The sequence below is a fragment of the Mesorhizobium metallidurans STM 2683 genome (genome assembly GCF_000350085.1).
Lineage (GTDB): Bacteria > Pseudomonadota > Alphaproteobacteria > Rhizobiales > Rhizobiaceae > Mesorhizobium > Mesorhizobium metallidurans.
The window spans coordinates 38,154-59,621 of record NZ_CAUM01000111.1 but is presented as its reverse complement, the minus strand read 5'-3'; the positions used below and the strand labels follow the sequence as shown (position 1 = coordinate 59,621).

The window sequence follows — 21,468 nt, the reverse complement described above, 5'->3', positions numbered from 1 at the left end:
TCAGTCCTCGCCCATTGAAGCTGGCAGCATGGGCCGGGCGTGAAGATAGCGCGCGGCACGCCGTTTGCTGTCGATGTCCTTGAAGACTTTTTGAACCTGGGCTGCAGTGAGATCGGCAGCGGCTGCGACCTCATCAGCCGAAAGCCCGTGGTTCACACCGTAGAGGCACAGATCCATGAGATGATAGGGCAGCGCGAAATAGAATTCCTCCTGGCTCTGCGCCATGGAGAAAGTGTCCGTGGTGGGCGGCCGCCGCCGAATCTCTTCATCAATTCCAAGATATTCGGCCAGTTGGTATACCTGGGTTTTGTAGAGGTGAACGATAGGCATCAGGTCGGCGGTTCCGTCACCCTGCTTGACGAAAAAGCCCTGGTCGTACTCAAGGCGGTTTGGCGTACCTGCCACCGCATAATTGAGGCGGTCCGCGTGGTAGTACTCGGTCATCTTGCGCAGGCGTTGCTTGTAGTTGGTTGCAGCGACGATCTGCAGATAGGCTGCCGGCGACAGACGTACTGTGTCGGTCTTGCCTTGCGGGTCTTCAACCGTGAGGCGTGTTATGTTCAGGCCGTTGCTCTCGAGAACCGACGCAAGCACCAGCTTGCATTTCCAGCCTTCGGCATATTGTGGAACGACGGTCTGTATCGCTTCGATCTGTCGACGATAGGCGCCGATGGCCTCCAGGGCCGGCGCTATGTCTTCCAGGATCGTGTCGATGCCAAGCTGCGCTGCGACAACGCGGCCCAGTCTTAGCGAGTCGCCGGAGGAATGGTGCTCCGGCATGAATATCCCCAGAACCTTGTCTTTCCCGAACGCGCGCGCGCACAAGGCAGCGACAACGGAGCTGTCTATGCCCCCGGAGAGGCCGACAACCACGCCACGACGCCGCAGAGTGCCAAAAACCTGCTCACGCAGGATTTCGACGATGCGATCGACCTCCGCGCGAGCATCGAGCACCAGCGTGCTTCTGCTGAATTCCGAAATCAGGTCGATGGTCAGTACTCCCGTTTGCGAAGCTCGGCCGCAGAATAGGTTTGCTCCACCGCGTTCTCGATGAGTGGGCGGTTGGTGGCGAGATGAGGCTCTGTGATCATATCGAAATGACTGCCAACGACCGGAATCACATCCAGACGCGCGAAAGCGCCATCCCACCCTATGGCCAGAGGCATTTTGGGCCGAGCGCAGCGGAAGAGGGTTGCAGTGATCGGCAGCGTCGGTCTGGGTCTCGCCAACCACTGATAGAAGGCTCGCCCCCGCAACTGCCCCTGCAGTTCCAGTTTGGTTCTGAAGCTGGTTGCGTTGAACTCGTCCTTGGCATAGCGATCGAGGATGCGGGCGAGCTTCGCCTCGAAGCCCATTTTGACAGCGACTTTTGCAAAGAAGCGGCAAACCATCCGGTCAGCGCTCACGCGATTGGTCCGAATCCGCTGGTATGTGCGGACAAACATCTCCCAATAGGTGCTGCGTTCGCCGAGGAGGCTCGTGTCGAGGATTCCCAGGAACTTTACAGTCCGCCCCGCGGCCAGCAGTCGCTCCGCTACCTCGAACGCGACGGCGCCGCCGAGCGAATGGCCGAGAAGTCTTATGGAACCCGTTGGCTGAGCGCGACGGATCTGCTCGACCGCGCTCTCGGACATGTTTGCGACAGTGTTTGCCCCGCGCAATATCACAGATAGCGGGGGATATCTGATGGGGACTACTCGTGCGATCTTGCCCATCGAAGACGCAAAGGCGGCAAAGCTCGGGCCATAGCCGACGGATCCCGGGAGCAGGAAAAGAATTGGGAGTTCGTGCTTTTTTACTTGCGCGCGCAAGGCGCCTGCTTGTACCGACATGACCGTCTTGACCATTTCGTTCATGCTCATGGCGACCGTGAACCCATCGAGACTGAGTTCCTGGCCGATGGCGCTTTCGAGTTCCATCACGCATTGCAGCAGCTTCAGCGAATCTCCGCCTGCATCATCCCAGCGTCCTGCGGCGACGCGTGTGTCGAGGATATTGTTCCAGGCATGCTGCACTATCCGATGGACGTTGAGCTCGCTCGTATCGGACGGCTGTGCGGCCGGGGCGATCTTCGTGGCTGAAAGATCGATCTCCGCAAGCGTGGCCGTGTCGACCTTGCCGCCCGGCAGACGCGGAATCCCGGAAACCGTGTGAAGCCGCACGGGACACAGCGGCGGCGGCAGCTTCGTTCTGACAAGCTGGCGAAGGTCGTCCGAAAAGGCAGGCCCCGCCCATGGCTGGGGAATGGCGAATGCAACAAGCTCATTTGCCGCCGCCACGATTGCAACGGCATCCTCCACATCAGGCGAACTACGCAATACAAGTTCGAGTTCCGCCGGCTCGATACGCCGGCCATTGATCTTGACCTGGCGCCCCTTGCGGCCGACAACGTGCAGCAGGCCGTGACTGTCGATCTGGACGAGGTCACCCGTCGCGAATACCCGAAGATGACCATCGTCCGGATCCGATGCCACGGGCACGACAGCGCCGTTCTCCCAATGGCCAAGCAAGGTATACGGGCTTCTTATCAGGAGCTCGCCAACCTTGCCGGGCTGAACGCGGCGCCCCTCTTCATCGACAATCGCGAACATCATTCCCGGGAGCAGCCAGCCAACCGGAACCGAGGGGCCTTCCTCCGGCCAGTCTTGCGGCAGGAACCATTGCGACCCTGTAGTCTCGGTTGACGAGTAGCCGATCTGAATGAGGCAAGTGCCCGGAACGACTTTGCGCAGCAGGGCAATGTCGGTCCACGACACCTTTTCTCCTCCGATCCGAGCCACTCGGAGCGAACGGAAGGCGTCAGCAGGCTTGTCCGCCATGAGTGCGCGGAGCAGGGCCGGCACCAGGTAGGTGACCGTCACACCTTCCGATTCCACCAGTCGCTGGACCGCCCGCAAGCCGACGGCTCCAAGTTCGGCGAGATGCAAGGTGGCGCCGGTCAGGACGGTAGCCAGAACCTCCCGGCAACCGGCGATCGTGGCAGGCCCGGTCAAGGGCAGGAAGACATCATCCGAGTTGATGTGGCATGCGTCGACATATTGCTGAACCCGCCAAAGCAGGCTGCGCTGGCTGTTGACGATGCCTTTGGGATGGCCGGTGCTGCCCGAGGTGTAGAGCACCATCGCGGGCGCGTCGACCGAGACGGAACAGGACTGGGGTATCGGCTGGACTTGCGGCGTGATGCTGGTGGTCGCATCGATCCAGTGGACATCCTGAGCCAAACCGGCGGGGCGGACATCGCCGTCGCCTATGACCGCCGAAAGTCGCGCCGCAACTACAATATCATTGGTTCGCGAGTCCGGATCTCTCGTGTTGAGCGGCACCGAAGGCCGCCCGACCGCCATGCTCGCCAAGATGGCCACAGGGTACCAGGCCGAGTTGGCCTGAAGGATCCCGATCGCCTGTCCGCTGGGAACGACGGCAGCAATTCGGTGGGACAGCATCTCGACGGCTTGTAAAAGCTGGGAATACGTCAGACGAGTGGTGCCGTCGCTGATGGCGAGTTTGCTGGGATATTGCTTGGTGATGTCTTTCAGGTGATCGAAGACGGTAATGTTCGCAAAGTCGACGCCCATGCGTTGATAGGGGCGCAGCACAGGGCCGCCCTGATCAAGTGCGTATTCCGGGACGTTGGACCATCTACCGGGGGCCGCTGGTTGACGATCCGCCTGTAGATCCTGATCCGTCCTTTCTGATGCCAAATACACTGGAGACATGAGTGGCCCACGCTGAGGTTAGGGTCACTTATCGCGCTCCGTCGAAACCTTTTCATCGATCATTCTGATGATGCCGCGATGTCCACAGGGCAACCTTCGGCTGACCGCATCCGACAGGAGGCTCATACCCGATATGGGCAATCGCGCCTGTCTTCCGGCCAGTGTGACCCTCGCGTTAAAGCGCGTCGCGTTTGAACGGATTCAGGGGACGCGCTTTGAGTTCTTGTTTATGCATGTCGTACTCGCAAAGCCGCTGCGCACCCTCGGGTCAAGCCAAGGGCATGCTCTTGCGCGACATGCATCAGGTCATTTTCTTTTGTCGGCAAAAGAGCTGGGGTGCTGTTTTGGACGTATGGATCTGGGCAGGGAATAGAGCGCCGGACTGCCGCGCCGCGGACTTCGGCTTATCCCGTTCATTGTCAGGCCACACGCTATCAGCGGCGTATCCGCCAGAGACAAAGCAATATGCAAAGATTTGCCCCCGATTTTCATCCGTCACACGGACCCAATCCTTCTCCCACGTTCGCAGCGTAATGTGTCGATCCGTCAACATAGACGCAGCCCTGAATGGGCTTGGTGCGTTGATGATACGACCCGCTATCACATCATCGCCCTCCATTCGCTCAACAAGATACGTATGCATCGATGGCCTCCAGGCAGCAACTTTGACGCGAGCTACTTTACCGTGACGCAATGACACTTTGACTACTGCCGCACAGGCTTCGTCCGGCGGCATCCTTGGTCTGTTAACCCATTGCAGGAACATCGTAATCCGGCCGATGAGACGCAGGACCATCGTATGCGGGCGGTATCGAAACCGCAGGCAACCCGCGACGCACCGGTAGATTGTTCTACCCGAGGCGCCCTTTGCTGTCGCGGTTGCCAGCCTGACTTCAATTTTTTGCCAGTTCATCGCCGCGCCTCCAGGCACCCGTAAATCCACCTATGCCAACGAGAATTACAAGAAGGCCGCCCCGTTCGCCCAAATGGCGCTGCAGGCTCTGCAGAAGGCCGATCCCAGCCATCCGAACAAGCACCCGGTGCCGTATACGGGTATCCAGTTCGTTGCGATCCCTGAGTTCCAGGCAATCGGCACGACTGTCGGTCAAGCGTATCGAAGGCGGGAATCCATCACATTGCCAAGTCACTGGCGGGCGAATGGGCGAACTCGAGTTTCACCGATCCGGCCCGCTTTCCGATCTGGATGAGCTTCACGCCTATGAAGCGTGTCGCTCAGCCTGAAGAGATCGCCTCCGCGATCCTATTCCTCGCAAGCGATGCGTCCAGCGCCATCACCGGCGTTACACTGCCCGTCGATTGCGGCTACACCATCTGGTGACGTGGAACTGGGTGGTATACAGAAAGGCAGGTCGTGCATAGATCGCATCGGTTCCGCCAGGAGATTCAAGCTGCGTCGTAATTCCTCCACGGCGGACAATCCGCTCGACAGCGCGACCCAGCATACCGTAGCGAAGATGCAGAAAATGACGGAATATCAGCTACATAGACTAGCGATCGCGCCCATGATGGATTGGACCGACCGGCATTGCCGGTTCTTCCATCGTCAATTGACGCGCCAGGCGCTGCTCTACACCGAGATGGTGGTGGCCGACGCGATCATCCAGGGCGCGCGCGAGCGGCTGCTTGGCTTCGACGACGCGGAACATCCGGTCGCGTTGCAGCTTGGCGGCTCCGATCCGAGCAAGCTTGCCGAGGCGGCGTGCGTAGGCGAAGCCTTCGGCTATGACGAGATCAACCTCAATGTCGGCTGCCCGTCAGACCGTGTCCAGTCCGGGACTTTTGGCGCCTGCCTGATGAAGACGCCGGTTCTTGTCGCCGATTGCGTTGCGGCGATGAAGGCCGCCGTGAAAATCCCCGTCACAGTCAAATGCCGCATCGGCGTCGACGAACAGGATACGGAACCGGCGCTCGATGCGCTGGCGGACGGCGTTTTTTCGGCCGGCGCCGACGCATTGTGGGTGCATGCCCGCAAGGCTTGGCTGGAGGGGCTGAGCCCAAGGGAAAACCGTGACATCCCGCCGCTCGATTATGGCAGGGTCTATCGCCTGAAGACAAGAAAGCCGAATGAATTCATCGGCATCAATGGCGGCATTCAATCGCTCGAAGAGGCCCTTAAGCACATTGATCATGTCGACGGGGCCATGCTCGGCCGCGCCGCCTATCACACGCCGGGCATCCTGGCGGACGTCGACGCCGCATGCTACGGCGGCAAATCCGAAGCATTCGACTTCGCCGCGCTGATCGGTACCATGGCGGCTTACGCGACGCGCCACATCGAGCGGGGTGGCCGGCTTGGCCATGTCACCCGTCACATGGTCGGCCTGTTCCACGGCCTGCCTGGCGCACGCCGCTACCGGCAAATCCTGTCCACCGACGCGACACGGCCCGGCGCAGGACCGGACGTGCTGAAAACCGCCTTCGCCGCGATCGATTTTTCTGGAGCGGACGCGGAAGCCGCCTGAGTTTAGTCGCGCAAAATCATGCGATCGCCGCGCACGTCGAAGCCCGACAGCGATCCGATGAAATTCATGCCGAGCAGGCTCTGGCTCAGCATGCCGGGTGCGGCGATCATGACCGGCATGTCCTTGCGAATGATGCCGCCGATCGCCAATTCATCGGTTCTCACGCCTGCGGCGCGCGCCATGCCATTGGCGGTCGAGACCGGGATCGTAAAATTGAGAGTTGCTGGATTGAAGCCAGCCGCCTGCGCGTCTTCCGCTGTCAGCACGGTGCTGGTCGCGCCGGTGTCGACCACTGCCCGAACCGGCGCGCCATTGATCATGATGCGCGCTTCGAAATGGCCGTTGTCGGCCTTGTCCAGGGTGACCGTTGCGTGGCCGTCCTCCACACCCAGCGCCAGCGGACTGCCGGGAACGAGCCCGGCGGTGACCCGGCTGGCGAAATCCTGCAATTCGTAGCGATACTGATAGCCGGCGATCAGCGCCAGCACGATGACGCCCCAGGTGACGAGGCTGCGCGCCATGGTGCCCAAGGGTCTGCCGGATCTGAGCAGGCCGGCGCCGATAAGCGCGACCAATGCGCCAAGCCAGATCAGCCGGCCGAAATCGTTGTTCTCGACGCCGAACGTGCTGCCGGCGGAATCGTTGAACACAAGCAGGGCCACGCCCACCCCGATCACGATCATCAAGGTCCAGAAAAGTCGGTTCATGGATGGCTCACGATAGAGCGTCGCGTTCGCGAGAGAGGCGGGTGCGGCGCGTTTCCCGACGCGGCCTGCGTTCGACCGCTTCCAGCCGGGCCGGCAACTCGGCCATCACGCTTCGGCGTGTTTGCGGCGTCATGTCGATCCAGGCGCCGATTTCTTCGCGCGTGCGGCCGCAACCGAAGCAGAAGCCGGTTTTCATATCGATCGAGCAGACCAGGATGCACGGGGATTCTATGGCCGTCATGATGTTCTCTTGGAGGTTCCGTCAGGAATCCCTTGTCCTGCTCCACATGGTGTAACGGCAAGGCCAATGCAAGCCCTCCGGAATGCGCCGCGGGCAAGCGCTTTCGCGGCATCGGCCGAAAGGTTGTGCCGGTCGCGCAACGCGGCTATGCCGCTCGTCAAACCTAGGGGAAGATCCTCAACGAAATGACCAGCGCGCTGCCCTTCGACGATTTTCGCAACCTTCTGGCTGCCTTGCCGCCGGCCGACGCGGCGGCCGAGACCAAAGTACGCGCACTGTTTGCCAAGGCCGACAAGCCCAGGAATTCGCTCGGTCGCATCGAGGACATTGCCGCGTGGCTCGCCGCCTGGAGCGGGCGGGCGCCGCCGGCGGTGACACGGCCGTTGGTGGCGATCTTCGCCGGCAATCACGGCGTCACCCGCCACGGCATTTCGCCACGTCCCGTCGCCGCAACGGCAAACGCGGTCGAGCTTTGCGCGGCGGGCGGTGCGGCAGTCAACCAGATCTGCATCGCCAATGATCTCGGGTTGAAAGTGTTCGATCTTGCGCTGCACATTCCGACCGCCGACATAACCGAGGAGGCAGCGCTTGACGAGCGCGGTTGTGCTGCCACCATGGCCTTCGGCATGGAAGCGATCGCCGGCGGCACCGATCTGCTTTGCCTTGGCGATCTCGGCGTCGGCAATTCGACCATTGCCGCGGCTCTGTTTGCGGCGCTGTTTGGCGGCAAGGGCGCCGACTGGGTCGGACCCGGATCGGGCGCCGATGCTATGATGCAGGCGCGCAAGGCGGAAGCGGTCGATGCCGCGATCGCCTTCCACGGCAGAAGCCTCAGGGATCCACTGGAAGCATTGCGCCGGGTCGGCGGGCGCGAGTTCGCGGCCATCACTGGGGCCATCCTCGCCGCCCGGATGCAGAAGATCCCGGTGCTGCTCGATGGCGTTGCGGCGATCGCGGCGGCCGCCGTGCTTCATGCCGCCAACCCTGCCGCGCTGGAGCATTGCCTTCTTGCCGGCCTGTCGCCGGAGCCTGCATATATAAGGGCTGCCGAGCGGCTCGGCCTTCGTCCGCTCCTCAATCTGGGCATGAGCCACGACGAGGGGGCAGGGGCCGCACTTGCCGCGGGCCTGGTCAAGGCGGCGGCCCTCACCAGCTCGGGCATGGCGGCGGCAGTTCGCGTTTAGAGCGCCGTGCGTCCAATTGGACGCACAAAGGACGCTCTAACACTTTAAATTTGCTGCATCGGCCGGAAAATCGATCCGATTTTCCGGCCGATGCAGTAGCCCTCAACGCCGGCGTGCGGCAACCGCCTTGGTCGGCAGCGCCGGCAATTCCTCCATCACCCGGCTCAGCGGGAAGATGGCGATCGCCTCGGTACCTTCGCGCAGTTTGGAATGGAGTTCGAATTCGCCGCCATGCATGGCGAGCAGGCCCTGCACGATCGGAAGGCCAAGCCCGGTGCCCTGTTCGGCGCTCTTGATGGCGATCGAGCCCTGGCCGAAGGCGGACAACACGACCGGAATCTCGTCTTCCGGTATGCCAGGGCCATTGTCCCTAACGGAGAGGTATTGCCCACCGCCAGCCGTCCAGCCGACGCGCACGCGGATCTCGCCGCCGGTCGCGGTAAACTTGATGGCGTTGGACAAGAGGTTGAGCGCGATCTGCCTCACCGCGCGCTCGTCGGCGAGCAGGCGCGGCAGGGCGCTTTCGAAATCCTGGACGATGCGGATATCCTTGTTGCGCGCCTTCAGCTCCATCATGTGGCAGCAATCCTCGACGACGGAAAGCAGCATCATCGGCTCCTCGTTGAGCTGGTAGCGGCCAGCTTCGATGCGCGACAGGTCGAGGATTTCGTTGATCAGGTCGAGCAGATGCTGGCCGGATTCATGGACGTCGCGAGCGTAGTCGCGATAGGTGGGATTGCTCATCGGTCCGAGCACCTCGTTCGACATCACCTCGGAAAAACCGAGAATGGCATTGAGCGGCGTCCTGAGCTCATGGCTCATCGATGCCAGAAACCGCGATTTTGCCAGATTGGCGTCTTCCGCCCGCCGCCGCGCTTCGTCCGACATCGACTTCGCCGTCTCCACCTCGGCGACAAGCGCATCCTTTTCGGAGCGGAAAGACAGCAGCATCAGGGACGCGCGATTGAGATGGCGCGCCACATAAGCGAAGAAGGGCAGCGAGACGATCAGCAAGCCGGCCATGATCAGTTCGACCGGCGTCCACAGCCTTGCACCGGCATAGGCATAAACCGCCACCGGAATGGCGAAGGTCGCCAGCAGCGCGCCGCGCAGCGACGAGGCCGTGATCGCCGTCGCCGCCATGGCGAGCAGCAGCACGACCGCCTTGACCAGATGGAACTGGTCGAGCCGGCAGACGTCGCAACCGAGCCAGGCGAACCAGGTCCAGCCGAGACCGCAAAGGAAATGGCCGATCAGGAAATCCCTGCGCGTTTGCAGCGGGTTGACTTCGGCTGCTTCCGTGCGGTCGACGCGCCCGGCCATGAATGCAACGATGGCGTAGCAGATGAGCATGAAGAGTGCCCAGACGCCGATCTCCTTGCCCATCCCGGCAAACAGACCGGCCGCGGCGACCGCCAGAACGAGAAGCGGAACGACGATCGCGCTGCCGATCATCGAACGGGCGTGGAGTTTCAGAAGCTCGCGATCGAAATCGGGATTGCCCGCCTGCTGCGAAAGACGGTCGCGCGTCTTGCGCACCGCGCGCGCGACATCGCTGTTGCGATGGCGTTTCCTGCGGTCCACAATAAACTTGTCCGCTGTGGTCGAGCGTTGCAAGGGCATGGAGACTTCAATTTTGCGGCCAGCGGTTTCAAATTGTTAAGCTACGTTCGAATGATTAACCAACGGTTTGCCATATGAGCCGTTCGTGGTCGCGAAGACCGCGGTACGCTCCGCCGCGGCCGCGAAGCCTGTGGCGCAGGCTGGTCGACTACGCGCTGACCGTCATTGCCCTTGGCCTGCTGATCCTCCTGGCCGCGCGCCTTGACCGGATCGAGACGCGCAAGACGGAAGGGGCAGCGGTCGTCAATGACGGCGATACGATCACGCTCGGTACGGAGCGCATCCGCATGCGCGGCATCGATGCGCCGGAATATTCGCAAATCTGCCGCAGGGACGGTGCCGACTATCCTTGCGGCAAGCTGGCGCGGCAGTCGCTGGTGCGGCTGATATCAGGCAAACCCGTCTCCTGCACCGGCTGGCAGCGCGACCGCTACGGAAGGCTGCTCGGCGATTGCAAGGCCGGCGGCAAGGATCTCAATCGCGCCCAGGTCGAGGCCGGCTGGGCGATCGCCTACGGCGATTTCGAGATCGAGGAGGCTGCCGCACGCAGCGGCAAGGCCGGCATCTGGGCCGGCACTTTCGACGAGCCGCATGATTGGCGCGAGAGCCACGATCGAAAAGTAGTCGAAAGAAAGCACGGCACCCTGGCTTCGATCGGCGATGCCTTGCGAGAAATTTTTCGTTTCTGGTGATCACGACCCTATAGTCGTCGCAACGAGCCAGAAGACCGGGAGAATGGAATGAAGCTCTTTGACGGCGGCCGCGCCCCCAACCCAAGGCGGGTTCGCGTTTTCCTCGCAGAGAAAGGGCTGGAGGTGCCGCTGGTGCCCGTCGACATGGGCGCACTGGAGCACAGGCAGCAGCCGGTCAGCTCGCGCAACCCGCTTCAGCGGCTGCCGGTGCTCGAACTCGACGACGGCACGATCATCACCGAATCCGGCGCCATCTGCCGCTATTTCGAGGAACTGCATCCGGAGCCGGCGTTGTTCGGACGCGGCGCGCTTGGCAAGGCCAAGGTCGAGATGTGGCAAAGGCGCATGGAGCTCAACCTGCTCGTTTGCGTCGCCGCTGCGTTTCGGCACATCCACCCTGCGATGAAGGAATGGGAAATCCCGCAAATCCCCGAATGGGGCGAGGCCAACAAGCCGAAAGCCCTTGAGTTCCTGAGGCTGCTCGATGGTGAACTGGCGCAACGGGAATTTGTCGCCGGCGAAGCCTATTCGATCGCCGACATCACCGGGCTAATCGCCATCGACTTCATGAAGCCGGCGCGCATCAAGGTGCCGGAAGACTGTGCCAACGTGCAGCGCTGGTATCAGGCGATCTCGGGCCGGCCTAGCGCCGCCGCCTGAGAATGAAGCCGGGAATGAGCGAAGAACTCGACCGCTTCACCACGAGGGTACGCGCCTGCCGCATCTGCGTCGAAAGCCCCATTGGCCGCCCGCTGCCGCACGAGCCGCGCCCGGTGCTGAGACCCTCGTCGAGCGCCCGCATCCTGATCGCCAGCCAAGCGCCGGGCACCAAGGTGCATATATCGGGCATGCCGTTCACCGACGCCTCCGGCGATCGGCTGCGGAACTGGCTCGGTGTCAGCAGCGAAGAGTTCTATGACACTTCGAGATTCGCCATCGTGCCGATGGGCTTCTGCTTTCCCGGCCAGGATGCCAAGGGCGGCGACCTGCCGCCGCGCCGTGAATGCGCACCGGCATGGCGCGCGCCATTGATGGCACGGATGCCACGGATCGACCTCGTGCTGACGATCGGCATCTATGCGCAATCCTGGCATATGGCTGTTGCACGGCGTCCTTCGCTGACGGAAACGGTGATGGACTGGCGGGCGATCTGGGAAGCGCCCGGCAACCCGAAAGTACTGCCGCTGCCGCACCCCTCATGGCGCAACACCGGCTGGCTGAAGAAGAACCCCTGGTTTGAAATGGATTTGCTGCCATTTCTGCGGTCGGAAATCCGCTATCGCCTCGGCTGAGGTGTAAGCAAGAAATCACTCGCTTTTATGCCTTTTGGCAGAATTTCTTTCTTGTGAAAGGCCAAAATAAGAGGGAGTATAGCCAATCTATTCCCCGAAGCGCGTCGCGTTGAAGGGAGCATTCGACGCGCTTTGAATTCTTGTTTGTGCCTGTCGTTATCCCGGCGACAGGCACCAGGGGAGCACCCGATGGACCGCCTTGACAGAAAAATTCTCCGCCTCCTGCAGGAGGACGCGACGCTCGCGGTCGCCGATGTCGCCAAGAAAGTCGGGCTCTCGACGACGCCGTGCTGGCGGCGCATCCAGAAGCTCGAGGAGGAAGGCGTCATCAAGCGGCGCGTCGCCATCCTCGACCACGAGAAGGTCAATGTGCGCGTCACCGTCTTCGTGTCGATTCGTACCAATTCGCATAGCCATGAATGGCTGCGGCGCTTTTCGGAGGTCATCCAGGAATTCCCCGAGGTGGTCGAGTTCTACCGCATGAGCGGCGACGTCGACTATCTCTTGCGCGTGGTGGTGCCCGACATCGCCGCCTATGACGCCTTCTACAAGCGGCTGATCGCCAAGATCGAAATCCGCGACGTGTCGTCGTCCTTTGCCATGGAGCAGATCAAATACACGACTGAAATGCCGCTGGACTATATGGTGCTTGATAAGGAATCGGGCGCCAACGCTGCTTGAGCGCCGGTCTCTTAGTTCTTCTTTTTGTTAAGGAAACTCCAGATTGCCATCGCGATCGACAGCGTCTCGCCATGATCGGGCATTTTTCGCCGCGATCATCGGCAATCCGACGCTTTCGGCGGCGGCCTGAGAGGCGGGGCGCAGATCCTTCCAGAATATGTGCGCTGTCTCGGCCGAGGCATCGGCTAGGCAGGAAAGGCACAGCGCCATTGTCAGCGCCGCCCTGATCTGAGACGTAAGTTCATGGTGGGGCCAAACCGCCCTTGAGCCTTCCAGCCGCACTGAAGAACGGAGCGGTGCCAAGCGGCAACGCGACCCGAAGAAATGCTGGGAAATCGCCAAAAAAATCTTGCCCAGTCTCCCCAGCAGCGCAGAATAAACCCTACCAAGCGATGCGAGAGAGCAACCGTATCTTCGAATATCGCCAGAGCCTGGAGAAATTCAATGCCGACCAGCCATGATCTCAACGGGCTGATGAAATTCCTCGGTCGAGACGAATGGAGCGAATGTTTCGCAGAAGTGTTCGACGATCATTTCAACCCGATTCTCGCCGACGGGGACATGGAATTCGAAGACCTCGCCGAAATCCTTGGTGCCGACAGAGCGATGACCCTTTGGGGTTGCGCCTTCGAGGATTTCCTGACCCAGGATTTCGAGGGCGAACCCAGCAACATCGTCGATGAGTATCTCAAGCGCAGGGGCTGGAAGGAAAACGCACAATCGAGAGCCTATATGAGGGGGCTGCGTACCTCCACCATGAGCTTGTATGAGGTAAGCGACGTCGTTCCGGGACAATCGCTTATGGCGCGCGATCTTCTGCGCGGCGGCGAACTGATCACCGTCAGGGAGGGTACCGCCACCAGGACGTTGAAGCAGTGGGACAAAATCGCGGCAAGGATCGTGCCTGTCCTCGGCAAGAATATTCTTGCCGGAGGTGTTCTTCCCTTCACCCGAGAGGCCACCGAAATCTTGTTCGAGGGCTTGCGGGGCGTGTTCGGCAAAAAGAATGCAAGAAAGCTGCCCGCCATTAAGGATGAAGAGCTGCGGGCGATGGCGTCCATGTTCACGCTTGCATGGATGTGCGACGCCCTTGGCAAGGCGATGGACATGCAGGTGCTCCAAAATGCTGAAGGCGACGACTTCATATTTCATGATGTCCGCTTTCCCTTGGCATCCGGCGTGACGCAAAAGGACATCGCCGCCCGGTTGAACGGCATAGCGGGCATGTCGCGGGAAAATGCACGGTTCTGGAACTGGCTGGAATACATGCCGCAAGGCAAGGACGGACCCAAAGAGGCGGGCATATTTTCTCTGGACACCATAATGGACGACGGTTTGCGCGTGCTGGGCAATGTCGAGTTGAAAGGCGGCTTCCTGTGTCTGTCCGCCAATTCCGCTGCGCGGGCGAAAAAGGGAACGGCCCTGATCCGGCAAGCCGCCGGCGATCTGGTCCGGACACCCCTCACAGAAATCCGTACCGTGCAGCAAATGATGACCGAACGGCCAGCCAAGGATGGCAAGACGCCTTCATCGCAGATACCGCCGGAACTCGCTGAACAGGTCATTCACGAATACCTGGATCGACATTACAAGGACACTCTCGATCAGCCGGTCGGAATGTTGGGGAACAAAACACCGCGTCAGGCCGCCAAGATCCCGACTGGCCGGCAAAAGCTCGCCGAGTGGCTCAAATATCTGGAAAACCAGACCGCGAGGCAGCCAGACCCCACTCATCCCATGGCTACTTACAGTTTTGAGTGGATGTGGAAGGAACTTGATGTTCACGACCTACGCCAGTAGCACGTTGGCACCCTATCAAGCCGCATCACATGAATGTCGCCAGGCCATGCACCAGCAGTATTTCGGCCCGCCCGGCTGCTCGAACAGGGTCTCGAAATCGGCGCGCGTCGATGGCGTTACCTCCCTAAAACCGATCTCGCGAGGGTCAAGCTTTTCTGGCGGAGAGCCGTTCAAGCGTCTTGGCATCGGAAAGTTCCTTCACCGCATCCTTGCCGATCCAGCGCGCGGTCTTGTCCGCGGAAGCGGCCAGTCTTTGCGCGAGCACAAGGGCAGGGGCGTGCAAGGCTGGAGACCGCTTGCCGATCTGCCGCAGCGCCCAGTTGACCGCCTTTCTGACGAAGTTGCGTGGATCGTCTGAGTGAACCTCGATCAAAGGCAGGAGGGAGACGAACGTCGCGTCCGGCTCCTCCTTCAGATGCACCGCTGCCCAGGCCAGCATGGCAAAGGCGGTGCGGCGGACGAATTCGCGCTCGTCGGCAGCGAATTCCCCTATCAACTCACGCCAGAACGGTGTGCCCGCGAACAGATCCGAGACGGTGTCGACGATTTCCCAGGAATCGAAATCGCCGGCCCAGCACCGGCATTGCTCGATGGTTATTTTCTTCGGCTCGCCGGTGAAGGCCGCCAGCAGCCGCGCTTCGCGAACGCCGGTCTCCCATAGCATCAGCGAGCGCTCGTGGTTCTGCTTCAGCTTGCGTGCGAGCGGCCGCAGTTCGGAATTGCCAACACCGAGCGCCGTTGCCGTGTTGATGCCGAAACGTGCCATGCCGGCGCGGTTCTCCGCCGTGCCGATTGTCCTGAGATGCGCGACGATCTCGTCCGCGGTCCAACCTGGATCGGGCAGGGCCATTGCCGCAAAACCTATTTTTCCAGTCGCGCCAGCAACGAGGACGTATCCCAACGCCTGCCGCCCATCGCCTGCACATCCTTGTAGAACTGGTCGACAAGTGCGGTCACCGGCAGCTTGGCGCCGTTGCGATCGGCCTCCGTCAGGCAGATGCCGAGATCCTTGCGCATCCAGTCGACGGCGAAGCCGAAATCGTATTTGCCGGCATTCATCGTCTTGTGCCGGTTCTCCATCTGCCACGAGCCGGCGGCGCCCTTGGAGATCACCTCGATGACTTTTTCGACGTCGAGCCCGGCCTTCTTGCCGAAATGGATGCCCTCGGCCAATCCCTGGACGAGACCGGCGATGCAGATCTGGTTGATCATCTTGGTGAGCTGGCCGGCGCCAGCCGGTCCCATCAGCCCGACCATGCGGGCATAGCCGTCGATGACGGGCTTCGCTTTGTCGAATGCCTGTCGTTCGCCGCCAACCATCACCGTCAGCACACCATTCTCGGCGCCAGTCTGGCCGCCGGAAACCGGCGCGTCGAGGAACGAAAAGCCGCTAGCTTGCGCCTTTTCCGCCAGTTCGCGCGCGACTTCAGCCGATGCCGTGGTGTTGTCGACGAAGATGGCTCCCTTCCTCATCGACTGGAAGGCGCCGCCGGCGCCGATCGTCACCGAGCGCAGATCGTCGTCATTGCCAACGCAGGAAAAGACAAAATCCTTGCCGTCGGCCGCCTCGGCCGGCGTCGCGGCCAGGTTGCCGCCTTGCTGACCGACCCATTGCTCGGCCTTTGCCCTGGTGCGGTTGTAGACGGTGACGTCGTGACCGCCCTTGTTCTTGAGATGCCCGGCCATCGGATAGCCCATGACGCCAAGACCGAGAAATGCCACCGATGCCATAGGCTTACCTTCCACAGAAACAGAATTCGCTGCGGAAGCTCTAGCGCATGGTCTCCAGAATCGGAATCGATTTCTGGGTGGGTGCGTCCGATCGCGTCAACGTTTCAGATGAATGGTGATCCGGCGTTCGATCCACTCGACCCCGTGACGCAATATCTCGACCATCACCAGATAGACGATGGCGACCCAGATATAGGCCTGGATGTCAAAGGAGTTGGCAAAGGCAAGCTTGGCCTGGCCCATCAGGTCGTAGACCGTGATGATGGCGACAATTGCCGAGGCTTTGATCATCAGGATGAGTTCGTTGCCATAGGGCCGCAAGGCGACGATCAGCGCCTGCGGCAGGATGATTTTGCGCAGCGTCTGCAATTTGTGCAGCCCAAGCGAGGCAGCGCCTTCCCACTGGCCCCTCGGAACGCTCTCGATGGCGCCGCGCAGGATTTCCGCCTGGTAAGCGGCCGTATTGAGCGCAAAGGCGAAGACACCGCAATAGAACGCTTCGCGGAAGAACCACCACAGCCCGACTGTCTGGAGCTCTGGTCTGAACGACCCCAAGCCGTAATAGACGAGAAAGGTCTGGACCAGCAGCGGCGTGCCACGGAAGAAGTAGACATAACAATAGGCCAGGCCGGAAAGGATAGGGTTGTTCGACATGCGGCCATAGGCGACCGGCACCGACAGAATGGCACCGAGCACCATCGATATGGCGACCAGCGATAGTGTGACTCCCAGCCCTTTCAGATAGGCCGGTGCATATTTGGCGAAGAATTCGGCGTTCCAGGCAAAGATCAAATAGGCAACGATGCCCAGACCGAAAGCGATCCACAGGCCAACGAGCGCGTAGCCGATGATGCGGCTGCGCGGCCAGCCCCGCGCCTGCGGCGGCGGCCGTTCGACGATTGCGGCTGTGACGCTCATCGTTGCGCCTCCCGCTTTCCCAGCGAGCGCAAAATGGCATTGGTGGCGAAAGACGACAGGACGGCCAGGACAAGAAAGACCAGCGCCGCGACGCTGTAGAACAGAAACGAATGTTTGGTGACGCGGGCAGCCACACCGGCGTTGCGCAGCGTTTCGGCAAGGCCGACGATCGACACGAGCGATGTGTCCTTGAGCAAAGCGAGCCAGCAGTTTTCGAGGCCGGGAAAGGCGATGCGAAGCAACTGCGGCAAGATCACCTTGCGCATCGTTTGCCAGCTCGAAAGGCCAAGTGCGTAGCTGCCCTCATACTGGCCCTTTGGTATCGCGCGGAAAGCGGAAAGAAAAACCTCGCTGGCATAGGATGAGAAGATCAGGGCAAGCACGATCATGCCGGCGACGAAGCCGTTGACGTCGATGGTCGCTTCGGGCCGGAAATATCTGATGAGATGCTGCAGCAGAATCGGCATGCCGAAGAAGAACAGGAAAAGCGTCACCAGTTCCGGCAAGCCGCGGAAGATTGTCGTGTAGACGTTGGCGGCGAGGCGTAACGAAGGTTCTTCTGATTGCTTGCCCAGCGCTATGAAGAAGCCAATCGTCAGGCCGATGGGCAGCGTGGCCAGCGCAAGCGCGACGGTGACCATCGCACCAGAAGCGATGTCGTCAAGCCAGCCATCCGGTCCCCAACTGAGAAGCGTCCATATGCTCTGGCTCGGCATGGATCGGTCTTAATCTCCGCGACGGTTCCCAAAACGAGAATGGACGACGGCGGGGCATCCCCGCCGTCGTGACCGCGTTTGTCAGGATTCGCCGCCGTAGACGTCGAACTTGAAGTATTTGTCGTTGATTTCCTTGTATTTTCCATTGGCGCGGATGGCGCCGATGGCGGCATTGAACTGGTTGACCAGGTCGGTCTCGCCCTTGCGCACGGCGATGCCGGCGCCCGGTCCGAAGATTTCGACCGGCTGCGGGTTCGGCGTGCCGAGAATCTTGCAGCAGGCGCCGTCCGGCGTGTCGAGCCATTGGCTCAGCACGACGATGTCGTCTTGAATGGCGTCAAGACGGCCATTGGCGAGATCGGCCTGCTCCTCTGGGCTGCTCGGATAGCCCTTGATGGTGCTGTCCGTGTAGGTTTTCGACGCATAGTTGAAGTGCGTTGTCGTGGTGGCAACGCCGACGGTCTTGCCCGCCAGATCCTCCTTGGTCACGCCCTTCAGCGTGGTGTCTTTCGGTGCGGCGAGCGCCGACGGAGTGTTGTAGTATTTGTGGGTGAAGTCGACCTTCTCGGCTCGTTCCGGCGTGATCGACATCGAGGCGACGATGGCGTCGAACTTGCCGGCCTGGAGTGCCGGGATGATGCCGTCCCAGTCCTGGGCGACGAAGGTGCACTTCACCTTCATCTCGTCGCAGAGCGCCTTGGCGATGTCGATGTCGAAGCCTACGAGTTGGCCGTCGGCGGTAAGGTTGTTGAACGGGGGGTAGGCGCCTTCAGTGCCGATTCTCAAGGTTTTTTCCTGAGCCTGGGCAACGCCAAGCGTCAGCAGCGCCGCCGATGCGGCGAGCGCTATACGCAGTGCAATACGCATGATAGTCCTCTCTTTATGGTCCCGGCCGTCGTCCCTAACGGCTCTGTGGGCGGTGCTTTTGACCGCCCGCTGGCGCAATACTCCCAATATTTTCCAAGAAAAAGCAACTGCAAAACCGTCGCTTGCGGGATTTGTATTCCCGGAAAATGCTGACGCTGGGGCAGGCGCGGGGGAAGGGAAAGCGGCGACCGAGTGGTCTTCCGGCGTGCCGTCAGCGCGTCAAACCTGTGGTGCGCTCGACGAAGTCGGCAATCGATTTCGTGTCGTCGAGATCAAAGACCGGCAGGCTTTCGCCGGAGACTGCAAAGTCGGCCGCGACGGCGACGATATGCGGATCGCCCGTCGAAAGCGGTGTCCTGTCCCTGGCCTCCAGACGCCGCGTCTCGATCTTATTGTGCATCTCGCGCTTGTAGCCTTCGACCAGCACGATGTCGGATGGCGCCAGCCGCGACAGGATTTCGTCCAGCTTTGGTTCGTCCTCACCGCGCAATTCGTGCATCAGCGCCCAGCGCCTGTCCGAAACGATGGCGACTTCAGTAGCCCCGGCGTGCCTGTGGCGAAAGCTGTCGGTCCCCGGCGTGTCGATGTCGAAATCGTGATGGGCGTGCTTGACCGTTGAGACTTTCCAGCCGCGCCGGGCAAGTTCGGCGACCAGCTTTTCGGTCAGTGTGGTCTTGCCGGAATTCTTCCAGCCGGTGATGCCGAAGACGTGTCTCATCATGGCTTAATGCTCTGCAACAGACGCTCGGCCACCGCAAGATCGTCCGGTGTATTGATGTTGAAGAACGGGTCGATCTGGTGCCCGCCGGATTTCAGCAGCGAAAACTCCACCTCGACAAAGCCATGCCGGTCGATGAAGGCGGAAACCCGCCTGATGTCCTCGTCGACCAGAAAACGCCGCAGAGCCTCGCGCGCCCCTACAGGCCAGAGCGCGAACGTCGGATGCTGTTTGCCGCCCGAACTGGCAACGGCGATCACGCCCGCACGTTCCCCGGCTGCCGCAACCAGCCGTTCGACCAGATCCTGCGGCAGGAAGGGCGTGTCGCCGGCAACCGTGGCGAGTGCTTCGCAGGCCGTGTTGGCGGCGGCCCATTCGAGCCCGGTCAGTATGCCGGCAAGCGGCCCGGCAAAGCCTTCCACCACATCGGCAAGCACTGGAAGTCCAATCCCGGCAAACCGTGCCGGATCGCCGTTGGCGCTGAGCGCCAGCGGTCCGACCTGTGGCGCAAAGCGCGAAACGACATGGTCCAACAGGCTCTCCTCGCCAAGCGCGAGCAGGCTCTTGTCACCGCCGCCCATTCGCCGCGACTGGCCGCCGGCCAGAATGATCCCTGCAATGTCTCGGCCCATCGTCTGCTGCCTAAATATCCGTTGCAATCGAACGGTCTTCAACGATTGGGCCTATATGCCGTCCGGCGCCATGTCGGGTCCAGCGTTTTCGGCGGCAGGTTTTTGCCGGCCGACGACCCGTTCGCGGTAAAGCGCATAGAGGCCGGAGCCGACGATGATAGTGGCGCCTACGGTCATCGGCAGGTCGGGGACGTCGCCGAAGATGACGAGGCCCAGCAGGATCGACCAGAGCAGGGCGGTATAGCGGAACGGTGCTATGAAGGAGATGTCGCCCACCCGCATCGCCATGATGATGAACTGATAACCGATGACTACGAGCACCGCGGCAAGCGCCAGCAGCGCCGTGCTTTCCGCCGTCATCGGCGTCCAGCCGCCCATTGGCGAAAGCAGCGCCGCACCCAGCACCGTCATCGCCAGCGCCGTGGCGGTCGAGACAAGCAGGGTCGGAATGGCCTGGGGAATGCGCTTGGTGGCGAGGTCGCGCACCGCACAGCAGGCGACGCTCGCCAGCGCCAGCAGCGAATAGAGACTGAAGCCTTCAAAGCCGGGCCGCACGATGATCAGCACGCCGGCAAAACCGACAGCGATGGCCAGCCATCGCCGCCAGCCGACGCCTTCATTAAACACCAGCGCTGCGCCCATCGTCACGGCCAGCGGCAGCGCCTGCAGCACAGCCGAGACATTGGCGATCGGCAGATGGGCCAGCGCGACAAGGAAGGCCACGGTGGCGCCGGCTTCGCCGGCGACGCGCACCGCCACCATCGGCTGCAGCATCGAAGAGAGATTGGCGAGCGCACCGCGCTGCCAGGCAAGCAGGCCGACGAAGAGCAACGAGAAGGCGCCCCGGATGAGCATGACCTGCGCCATGTTCATCGTTTCCGACGAAACCTTGGTGATGGCGTCGTTGAGGGTGAAGCCGATCATGGCCACCACCATGAACAGCGCGCCGCGAAGATTTGGCGAAAGAGGCAAGGGCGGCGTTTCCGGTTTATGCTTTGGATCAAGCCTGTAGCAGCCGATCACAAAACAGCAACGCCAAAGGTCTGGGCCACGGTTTTTCGCTGTGGCCCAGATCATCCGTCCGCAAAGTACGGCCGAGTTATTTCGGCGTCAGCACCTCGGTGCCGTTGCCATCCTTGCCGGCAATCGTCCACAGACCGTGCAACGAACCGTCTTCCTGCACCTTGTAGACGACAAGACCAACCGCCTTGCCCATGACGTAGCCGGCCGAGAAGGCATCGTCGTTTCGCATGCAGATGCCGTCAGAGGACGAGCCGCCAGTTTCCCAATGGATCGTGCAGGTCGTCTCGCTGGTCAGCGTGACGGTTGCCTCGCCGCCATAGGTCGATCCGTCGAAATTGGTGCCGGCGACGGTATAGGTGCCGCCGATCGATTGGGCCGCCGCCGATACGGACGCGAGGCCAAGCAATGCCAGAGAAAGAGTGAGTTTGCGCATAATGTATTCCC

The 21,468-nt window shown here is 61.3% G+C and carries 23 protein-coding genes and 1 pseudogene; 9 read left to right on the top strand and 15 right to left on the bottom strand.

The features are described 5' to 3' along the window. The 3 genes from nadE to MESS2_RS32760 all read right to left on the bottom strand — a co-directional run bounded on the left by nadE (window position 1) and on the right by MESS2_RS32760 (window position 4,629). Window positions 1-984 (bottom strand): NAD(+) synthase, encoded by a 984-nt coding sequence (gene nadE / locus MESS2_RS18150; protein WP_167332450.1) that lies wholly within the window; start codon window positions 982-984, stop codon window positions 1-3. A gap of 8 nt (window positions 985-992) precedes the next feature. After that, window positions 993-3,716 (bottom strand): non-ribosomal peptide synthetase, encoded by a 2,724-nt coding sequence (locus MESS2_RS18145; RefSeq protein ID WP_008875853.1) that lies wholly within the window; start codon window positions 3,714-3,716, stop codon window positions 993-995. A gap of 301 nt (window positions 3,717-4,017) precedes the next feature. Next, window positions 4,018-4,629 (bottom strand): hypothetical protein, encoded by a 612-nt coding sequence (locus MESS2_RS32760; protein WP_167332448.1) that lies wholly within the window; start codon window positions 4,627-4,629, stop codon window positions 4,018-4,020. On the opposite strand from MESS2_RS32760, the pseudogene MESS2_RS33435 reads away from it, so the two are divergent. The 3 genes and pseudogenes from MESS2_RS33435 to dusA all read left to right on the top strand — a co-directional run. Beyond that, a pseudogene (locus MESS2_RS33435) lies at window positions 4,625-4,831 on the top strand (sugar ABC transporter substrate-binding protein); the annotation flags it as partial. The gene MESS2_RS32760 and the pseudogene MESS2_RS33435 overlap by 5 nt on opposite strands. A gap of 89 nt (window positions 4,832-4,920) precedes the next feature. Continuing rightward, entirely contained in the window at window positions 4,921-5,055 is a 135-nt protein-coding gene (locus MESS2_RS33430) for an SDR family oxidoreductase (RefSeq protein WP_085987220.1), read from the top strand. Between the two features lie 145 nt (window positions 5,056-5,200). Beyond that, window positions 5,201-6,199 (top strand): tRNA dihydrouridine(20/20a) synthase DusA, encoded by a 999-nt coding sequence (dusA, locus tag MESS2_RS18135; RefSeq protein ID WP_040593475.1) that lies wholly within the window; start codon window positions 5,201-5,203, stop codon window positions 6,197-6,199. Window positions 6,200-6,201: 2 nt separating this feature from the next. Here dusA and MESS2_RS18130 read toward each other — a convergent pair whose 3' ends face one another. After that, entirely contained in the window at window positions 6,202-6,906 is a 705-nt protein-coding gene (locus tag MESS2_RS18130; RefSeq protein WP_008875848.1) for a TIGR02281 family clan AA aspartic protease, read from the bottom strand. 7 nt (window positions 6,907-6,913) lie between these two features. Continuing rightward, window positions 6,914-7,147 (bottom strand): DUF1289 domain-containing protein, encoded by a 234-nt coding sequence (locus tag MESS2_RS18125; protein ID WP_008875847.1) that lies wholly within the window; start codon window positions 7,145-7,147, stop codon window positions 6,914-6,916. Window positions 7,148-7,332: 185 nt separating this feature from the next. On the opposite strand from MESS2_RS18125, the gene MESS2_RS18120 reads away from it, so the two are divergent. Then, complete coding sequence (locus tag MESS2_RS18120) at window positions 7,333-8,331, top strand: nicotinate-nucleotide--dimethylbenzimidazole phosphoribosyltransferase (RefSeq protein ID WP_008875846.1); 999 nt, start codon at window positions 7,333-7,335, stop codon at window positions 8,329-8,331. Window positions 8,332-8,433: 102 nt separating this feature from the next. Here the strand turns inward: MESS2_RS18120 and MESS2_RS18115 are convergent, their stop codons facing one another. After that, window positions 8,434-9,954 (bottom strand): sensor histidine kinase, encoded by a 1,521-nt coding sequence (locus MESS2_RS18115; RefSeq protein WP_008875845.1) that lies wholly within the window; start codon window positions 9,952-9,954, stop codon window positions 8,434-8,436. A 74-nt stretch (window positions 9,955-10,028) separates the two neighbouring features. On the opposite strand from MESS2_RS18115, the gene MESS2_RS18110 reads away from it, so the two are divergent. The 5 genes from MESS2_RS18110 to MESS2_RS18085 all read left to right on the top strand — a co-directional run bounded on the left by MESS2_RS18110 (window position 10,029) and on the right by MESS2_RS18085 (window position 14,419). Then, entirely contained in the window at window positions 10,029-10,646 is a 618-nt protein-coding gene (locus MESS2_RS18110; RefSeq protein ID WP_008875844.1) for a thermonuclease family protein, read from the top strand. Window positions 10,647-10,694: 48 nt separating this feature from the next. Further along, on the top strand, window positions 10,695-11,306 hold the full coding sequence (locus MESS2_RS18105) for a glutathione S-transferase (protein WP_008875843.1): 612 nt from the start codon (window positions 10,695-10,697) through the stop codon (window positions 11,304-11,306). 14 nt (window positions 11,307-11,320) lie between these two features. Next, window positions 11,321-11,938: a uracil-DNA glycosylase family protein gene (locus MESS2_RS18100; RefSeq protein WP_008875842.1), complete on the top strand. Its 618-nt coding sequence runs from the start codon at window positions 11,321-11,323 to the stop codon at window positions 11,936-11,938. Window positions 11,939-12,127: 189 nt separating this feature from the next. Continuing rightward, complete coding sequence (locus MESS2_RS18095; RefSeq protein ID WP_006333679.1) at window positions 12,128-12,619, top strand: Lrp/AsnC family transcriptional regulator; 492 nt, start codon at window positions 12,128-12,130, stop codon at window positions 12,617-12,619. A 444-nt stretch (window positions 12,620-13,063) separates the two neighbouring features. Beyond that, the gene (locus MESS2_RS18085; RefSeq protein WP_008875840.1) at window positions 13,064-14,419 is read left to right on the top strand and encodes a DUF7986 domain-containing protein; all 1,356 of its coding nucleotides are present in this window, start codon (window positions 13,064-13,066) and stop codon (window positions 14,417-14,419) included. A 145-nt stretch (window positions 14,420-14,564) separates the two neighbouring features. Here the strand turns inward: MESS2_RS18085 and MESS2_RS18080 are convergent, their stop codons facing one another. The 9 genes from MESS2_RS18080 to MESS2_RS18040 form a co-directional block, all read right to left on the bottom strand. Next, a complete protein-coding gene (locus MESS2_RS18080) occupies window positions 14,565-15,269 on the bottom strand; it encodes a DNA alkylation repair protein (RefSeq protein ID WP_040593457.1) in 705 nt (234 codons plus the stop codon). An 11-nt stretch (window positions 15,270-15,280) separates the two neighbouring features. Continuing rightward, window positions 15,281-16,150, bottom strand: a complete 870-nt coding sequence (locus tag MESS2_RS18075; RefSeq protein ID WP_008875837.1) for an NAD(P)-dependent oxidoreductase — start codon at window positions 16,148-16,150, stop codon at window positions 15,281-15,283. A gap of 96 nt (window positions 16,151-16,246) precedes the next feature. Then, window positions 16,247-17,068, bottom strand: coding sequence for an ABC transporter permease (locus tag MESS2_RS18070; RefSeq protein ID WP_008875836.1), 822 nt, complete (start codon window positions 17,066-17,068; stop codon window positions 16,247-16,249). Continuing rightward, window positions 17,065-17,784, bottom strand: coding sequence for an ABC transporter permease (locus tag MESS2_RS18065; RefSeq protein WP_008875835.1), 720 nt, complete (start codon window positions 17,782-17,784; stop codon window positions 17,065-17,067). The genes MESS2_RS18070 and MESS2_RS18065 overlap by 4 nt, the downstream gene beginning before the upstream one ends. Before the next feature lie 81 nt (window positions 17,785-17,865). After that, a complete protein-coding gene (locus tag MESS2_RS18060) occupies window positions 17,866-18,651 on the bottom strand; it encodes an ABC transporter substrate-binding protein (RefSeq protein ID WP_008875834.1) in 786 nt (261 codons plus the stop codon). A 211-nt stretch (window positions 18,652-18,862) separates the two neighbouring features. After that, window positions 18,863-19,372: a molybdopterin-guanine dinucleotide biosynthesis protein B gene (mobB, locus tag MESS2_RS18055; protein WP_008875833.1), complete on the bottom strand. Its 510-nt coding sequence runs from the start codon at window positions 19,370-19,372 to the stop codon at window positions 18,863-18,865. Continuing rightward, window positions 19,369-20,001, bottom strand: a complete 633-nt coding sequence (gene mobA, locus MESS2_RS18050) for a molybdenum cofactor guanylyltransferase MobA (protein WP_008875832.1) — start codon at window positions 19,999-20,001, stop codon at window positions 19,369-19,371. The genes mobB and mobA overlap by 4 nt, the downstream gene beginning before the upstream one ends. 51 nt (window positions 20,002-20,052) lie before the next feature. Continuing rightward, the gene (locus MESS2_RS18045; RefSeq protein ID WP_008875831.1) at window positions 20,053-20,973 is read right to left on the bottom strand and encodes a DMT family transporter; all 921 of its coding nucleotides are present in this window, start codon (window positions 20,971-20,973) and stop codon (window positions 20,053-20,055) included. 127 nt (window positions 20,974-21,100) lie between these two features. After that, window positions 21,101-21,457, bottom strand: coding sequence for a hypothetical protein (locus MESS2_RS18040; RefSeq protein ID WP_008875830.1), 357 nt, complete (start codon window positions 21,455-21,457; stop codon window positions 21,101-21,103). Window positions 21,458-21,468: the final 11 nt, after the last annotated feature.

Bases quoted from the DNA above. Each gene is read 5' to 3' on its own strand.
- MESS2_RS18145 (WP_008875853.1), bottom strand. From the start codon at position 3,716: ATGTCTCCAGTGTATTTGGCATCAGAAAGGACGGATCAGGATCTACAG.
- MESS2_RS32760 (WP_167332448.1), bottom strand. From the start codon at position 4,629: ATGAACTGGCAAAAAATTGAAGTCAGGCTGGCAACCGCGACAGCAAAG.
- MESS2_RS33430 (WP_085987220.1), top strand. From the start codon at position 4,921: ATGAGCTTCACGCCTATGAAGCGTGTCGCTCAGCCTGAAGAGATCGCC.
- dusA (WP_040593475.1), top strand. From the start codon at position 5,201: ATGACGGAATATCAGCTACATAGACTAGCGATCGCGCCCATGATGGAT.
- MESS2_RS18130 (WP_008875848.1), bottom strand. From the start codon at position 6,906: ATGAACCGACTTTTCTGGACCTTGATGATCGTGATCGGGGTGGGCGTG.
- MESS2_RS18125 (WP_008875847.1), bottom strand. From the start codon at position 7,147: ATGACGGCCATAGAATCCCCGTGCATCCTGGTCTGCTCGATCGATATG.
- MESS2_RS18120 (WP_008875846.1), top strand. From the start codon at position 7,333: ATGACCAGCGCGCTGCCCTTCGACGATTTTCGCAACCTTCTGGCTGCC.
- MESS2_RS18115 (WP_008875845.1), bottom strand. From the start codon at position 9,954: ATGCCCTTGCAACGCTCGACCACAGCGGACAAGTTTATTGTGGACCGC.
- MESS2_RS18110 (WP_008875844.1), top strand. From the start codon at position 10,029: ATGAGCCGTTCGTGGTCGCGAAGACCGCGGTACGCTCCGCCGCGGCCG.
- MESS2_RS18105 (WP_008875843.1), top strand. From the start codon at position 10,695: ATGAAGCTCTTTGACGGCGGCCGCGCCCCCAACCCAAGGCGGGTTCGC.
- MESS2_RS18100 (WP_008875842.1), top strand. From the start codon at position 11,321: ATGAGCGAAGAACTCGACCGCTTCACCACGAGGGTACGCGCCTGCCGC.
- MESS2_RS18095 (WP_006333679.1), top strand. From the start codon at position 12,128: ATGGACCGCCTTGACAGAAAAATTCTCCGCCTCCTGCAGGAGGACGCG.
- MESS2_RS18085 (WP_008875840.1), top strand. From the start codon at position 13,064: ATGCCGACCAGCCATGATCTCAACGGGCTGATGAAATTCCTCGGTCGA.
- MESS2_RS18080 (WP_040593457.1), bottom strand. From the start codon at position 15,269: ATGGCCCTGCCCGATCCAGGTTGGACCGCGGACGAGATCGTCGCGCAT.
- MESS2_RS18075 (WP_008875837.1), bottom strand. From the start codon at position 16,150: ATGGCATCGGTGGCATTTCTCGGTCTTGGCGTCATGGGCTATCCGATG.
- MESS2_RS18070 (WP_008875836.1), bottom strand. From the start codon at position 17,068: ATGAGCGTCACAGCCGCAATCGTCGAACGGCCGCCGCCGCAGGCGCGG.
- MESS2_RS18065 (WP_008875835.1), bottom strand. From the start codon at position 17,784: ATGCCGAGCCAGAGCATATGGACGCTTCTCAGTTGGGGACCGGATGGC.
- MESS2_RS18060 (WP_008875834.1), bottom strand. From the start codon at position 18,651: ATGCGTATTGCACTGCGTATAGCGCTCGCCGCATCGGCGGCGCTGCTG.
- mobB (WP_008875833.1), bottom strand. From the start codon at position 19,372: ATGATGAGACACGTCTTCGGCATCACCGGCTGGAAGAATTCCGGCAAG.
- mobA (WP_008875832.1), bottom strand. From the start codon at position 20,001: ATGGGCCGAGACATTGCAGGGATCATTCTGGCCGGCGGCCAGTCGCGG.
- MESS2_RS18040 (WP_008875830.1), bottom strand. From the start codon at position 21,457: ATGCGCAAACTCACTCTTTCTCTGGCATTGCTTGGCCTCGCGTCCGTA.